General features: G+C 50.0%; 4 protein-coding genes. All 4 read left to right on the top strand.

What is annotated here, in order from left to right; genetic code table 11:
* Positions 1-234: 234 nt before the first annotated feature.
* Complete coding sequence (locus VIM87_RS22405) at positions 235-1440, top strand: Gfo/Idh/MocA family protein (protein WP_331999164.1); 1206 nt, start codon at positions 235-237, stop codon at positions 1438-1440.
* 68 nt (positions 1441-1508) lie between these two features.
* Positions 1509-2099: a phage tail protein gene (locus VIM87_RS22400; RefSeq protein ID WP_331999163.1), complete on the top strand. Its 591-nt coding sequence runs from the start codon at positions 1509-1511 to the stop codon at positions 2097-2099.
* A 90-nt stretch (positions 2100-2189) separates the two neighbouring features.
* Positions 2190-3353 carry an ABC transporter substrate-binding protein gene (locus VIM87_RS22395; RefSeq protein ID WP_331999162.1) on the top strand — a complete coding sequence of 388 codons (1164 nt, stop codon included), beginning with the start codon at positions 2190-2192 and terminating at the stop codon, positions 3351-3353.
* A 9-nt stretch (positions 3354-3362) separates the two neighbouring features.
* On the top strand, positions 3363-4555 hold a 1193-nt coding region (locus tag VIM87_RS22390), incomplete at its 3' end, for a hypothetical protein (RefSeq protein WP_331999161.1).

The following is a 4555-nucleotide window of genomic DNA, read 5'->3' as shown; positions in this document are numbered from 1 at the left end:
AAGCTTTATGCTTTATGCTTTCCGCTTTATGCTTCACCCCAACTAACACCAATGTGTTAATTGTTAAAATATACCTAAAATAAATTTCTTTAATATAAAATTAGTAATACATTTGTTCGATCTTTTTAACCTCTATCCGCTTATCCGAAGAACCTACAACTGTTTTATCCTTGTAACTGCGAGCCCGCGTCGATTGAGCAATCTCTAATTTAGTTTTGGAACGAATTTATCTCTATGCATGTACCCGGAAGAAGGCATTTCCTTAAAAATGCAGCTATCCTTGCACCTGTTTTAACGCTATTACCTACCTCACTGTCGGCAATAACGTCTTCCCGCTTACGTATAGGAGTAATAGGCGCAGGGCCCTGGGGCCGCCAATACCTGCAATGGGCCTTACAGCACCGCCAGCTGGATGTTAGGGCCATTTGCGAAAGTAATACCGCTGCGCTGCAGGCCTGCAAGCCCTTGCTGAACGCCGCCGCCTACACGCCGGATGTCTGCAATGATCATCAGCAGCTTTTATCCCGTAAAGATCTTGATGCTGTGATCATCGCTGCACCCTGGGATCAGCATTACACTATTGCCAAAGCCGCGCTGCTGGCCGGCAAGCATGTAGCCTGCGGCCCGGTAATGGGCGTTACGGTACAGGAGCATGAAGATATTATCCGCATCAGCGAGCGTACTAACCGCCAGTATTTTACGCTGGATGAGCACAGCTACCGCCCCGATCTCATGGCCGTTTCCAATATGGCTGAACAAGGTTTGTTCGGTACCCTGGAAACCATCCATGCCGGCGCGCACTACCAGGCTTTAACACCCGCACATACTACTAACCCCTTACCTTACCCGGTATTTCCGGCAGCCGCCATCGCCGGAATACTGGGTATGAACAAGGGTAATAAATATGAATCATTACAGGTGCAGCCGCAGCAAACGGAATATGTGGTGAATAAGCTACATCCTAAAACCGCTCAGCAACGTATATACCTGATGCGTGCGCAGCTGGACCTGATCTGTTTAACCACTGCGCAGCAGCAAACCGTCTATTTGCAATCTCATACAGGAACCGGGCAGCCGCTTAGCACCGGCTTCCGGCTAAAGGGCAGCAACGGCCACTGGATGGATGTTGCACGGGCCATTCACCTCAAAGGGCAAAGCCCGGAGAATTTTATGTGGGAGCCGGTAAAGCCTTACCTGGAGCAGTATGATGACCCTCAGTGGAATGAGAGCAGGAACGTATATAAGCAAACCCGTATACCTGATGGCTGTGCCTATGCCCTGAACGATTTTGTGCAGTTGCTGCAGCAGCAAACCTACCGGTCGGTATACGACGCTGCAGCCAACAGTGTGATAGGAACCCTGGCCGCTATCTCCAAATCAAAAGGAGGAGCGCCGGTAGCAGTACCTGATTTCAGTGCCGGCAAAAAAAATCTTGCATAAGTTTAAACATTTTTTAATAACCGCTGTTAAAACAGCACATCCCTTAACTTAACTAATCTAAAATCGTTATGGAACCTTACTTGGCAATGATCATTCTCTTTGGCGGCAATTTTGCAATCCGTGGCTGGGCTATGTGCTGGGGACAGATAGTGTCCATCGCACAGAACACCGCGTTATTCTCTTTGCTGGGCACTACTTACGGGGGAAACGGACAAACTACTTTTGCATTACCGGACCTTCGCGGCCGCGCGCCTATCGGCTGGGGACAGGGACCGGGCCTTTCCAATTATTCCCTGGGACAGATCGGTGGAACAGAGAGCACAACGCTGATCATCAACAACATGCCTGCGCATAATCACACAGGAGTGATCAGCGGCGGAACATCAACTATCTCTGCCAGCACCGCTGCAGGTACCAGCAACACACCCGGGCCTTCCCTGGTGCCGGCTGTGCTTCCTACAATTGGCAGTGGCCCGGGCGCTACTGCTATCAAAGGTTACGCTGCGCAGGATAACACTACCACGCTGGCGCCGGGCACTGTAACGGGTAACGTTACCATAGGCATTGCCGGTGGCAGCCAGCCGTTCAGCATCCAGAACCCTTACCTGGCTATGACCTATCTGATCGCACTGGAAGGTATCTTCCCTTCAAGGAACTAATACCGCCCGGAAACAATTATCATTATTTACATCCATAGCTGCAGCATCCCTATGCCGCGCCCTATGAATGTTACTATCTAACTACAAAAAATGAACGCTCCGCTAACCGTCGGATTCCTGACGCCCTATTCGGGTATTTATCCTTATTACCATGCACACCTGGTAACCGGGTGGATATTAGGTATGGGCCTGGATCCTGCACGGCAGCGTACCATTGAGTTCATACCGGAATATACAAATCAGGGCAGCTTGAAGGCCAGCGAGGAAGCTGCGCGCAAGCTGCTCTTTTTTAACCGGGTTGATATCCTTTCAGGGTTAATAGGCTATAAAGCCATTCCCGATATGGTGCCTATTATAGAAAAGGAAAAGAAGCCCGCTTTCTTTTTTGATATGGGGGAATATGTACCGCATTTTCCCTATCTCAGCCCCGACATTTTTTATGCCTCCCACCAGCTATGGCAGTCGCAGTATGCGCTGGGCCACTGGGCGCAAAGCACCTTTGGCAGCGGCGGGCATATGATCATGCCGGTATATGAAGCAGGTTATCACCTGGATAATACCTTCCAGCAGGGCGTGGCCGCGGCAGGCGGTACATCGCTGCAGCTGAATGTATTGCCCTTTGATCCTGCCGACCCGCTGAAGCTGGATCTGGATGGCATCTTTAACAAATGGAAAGAGGAGCAGCCCGCCTATGTGCACGCTATTTTCTGCGGCAGCATGGGCACCCGCTTTTTACAGCAGTGGATCAGCAGCGGACTGCATAAACGCATACCCCTGCTGGTACATGAAACGATGGCCTATGATGATATCCTGGAGGATGTTAAGCACATAGACATGGAAATGTACACCGCACAGCTATGGATGCGGGAAGATGAGAGCCAGGCCAACCAGGCCTTTGTAAAGAAGTTTGAAAAAACCACACAGCAGCCCGCCAATATCTACGCGCTGATGGGTTATGAAGCAGGCCTTATCTGGAAAGAACTATTACCCCACGCCAAAAAAAGAGACTGGGATACCGTAAAGCAGCAGCTGCGTACCGGTATCATACAGGGCCCCGGCGGCGAAAAGAATTTTTACCCGCTCTCTGGTTTTGCGTTACCTAATACTAACATCATTAAAATATCAACATCACGAAATACCCTCCACAAAATAATCATTGACCAGGGAAAAGGGATGCGCTTTGATGCGAAAGAGTTTGAAACGATACATGATGCCTGCGTTACAGGCTGGCAAAATCCCTTCCTCTGCATTTAATACCCTTATATGAAACATACATTTACACAAAGTATGAAAGCCCTTTACTTACTGCTGACCGGCCTGTTGTTCGGCTTTGCAGCCACGGCGCAGTACACGTCCACTACCATAAATTCAGGCACATCACAGTGTGCGCTGGCAAAAGATATTGCCGGCAACATTTATGCTGTGAGGGAGAATGGTAGTAAATATACCGTGGTAAAATATGTCAATGGAGCAGGTTCGCCCGTTATATTAAACCCCGCCCTGCAGCTGGATGCCAATGCTATTGAGTATCCCTGGGGCCTGGCGGTTAACTCGCTGGGCGATGTATATGTAACGAACCCAACTCCGGCCGGAACCGATAACTGGGAGATCGTTAAGCTTACCGCGCCTTCCTACTCGGCATCGGTTATACAAAGCGGCAAGTTCTATTCTGCGCTTACCATTGACCAGAATAACGATATTATTACCACGGAATATATAGATCCCGATGGAACATTCAATAATGGCGATGATAAATACCGGGTGGTTAAATACCTGCACACGAACGAAACCGGTGCAGGTACTGTGCTTTATGCGGGTGTGCCTTATGAGAACGATGCCTCCTATCCCTGGAGCATTGTAGTAGATGGCTTCGGAAACATTTATTTCCTGGATTTTGTAACCAATGATCCGGCCCCCGGTACCAGTACTGATGGTGGCCAGCTGATAAAGCTCACCTATCCTGCATATACCGCCAGCGTTATTAACAGTGGCAAGGGTACCAGTACCCTGGCAATAGACGCCTCTAATAACCTGTATGCTGTTGAAGCAATAAACCCTACCACGTCGCATGTCGTAAAATATACGGCGCCTGTAACTGCAGGTGCATCAGGCACTGCCATCACACCGGTAACGCTGGTAAGCGCAGCCGGTTTTTATCCCTGGGGTATGGTGGTAAAAGGAAGCAGCATCTTTGTAAATGATGCAACAGATGATCCAAGCACGCCTGGCGACCCGGCCGATGGCGCTTTCAAGCGCCTGGATCCGCCTACTATTTCGGTAGTCAGCGTAAACCGTGTAAATTCAACGCCTACCAGGCTGGCCTCCGTGCAGTATACGGTTACCTTCAGCGGTTCCGCTACCGGCGTTGCCGCCTCCGCGTTCAACCTCACCACTACCGGCAGCATTGCAGGCGCCGGCATAACCGGCGTATCGGGCAGTGGTACTACCTATACGGT

Origin of the sequence: Chitinophaga sp. (assembly GCF_036569125.1) — a bacterium.
Lineage (GTDB): Bacteria > Bacteroidota > Bacteroidia > Chitinophagales > Chitinophagaceae > Chitinophaga.
Note: the sequence above shows the minus strand (reverse complement) of the source record. Positions and strands in the feature narration are given on the sequence as shown.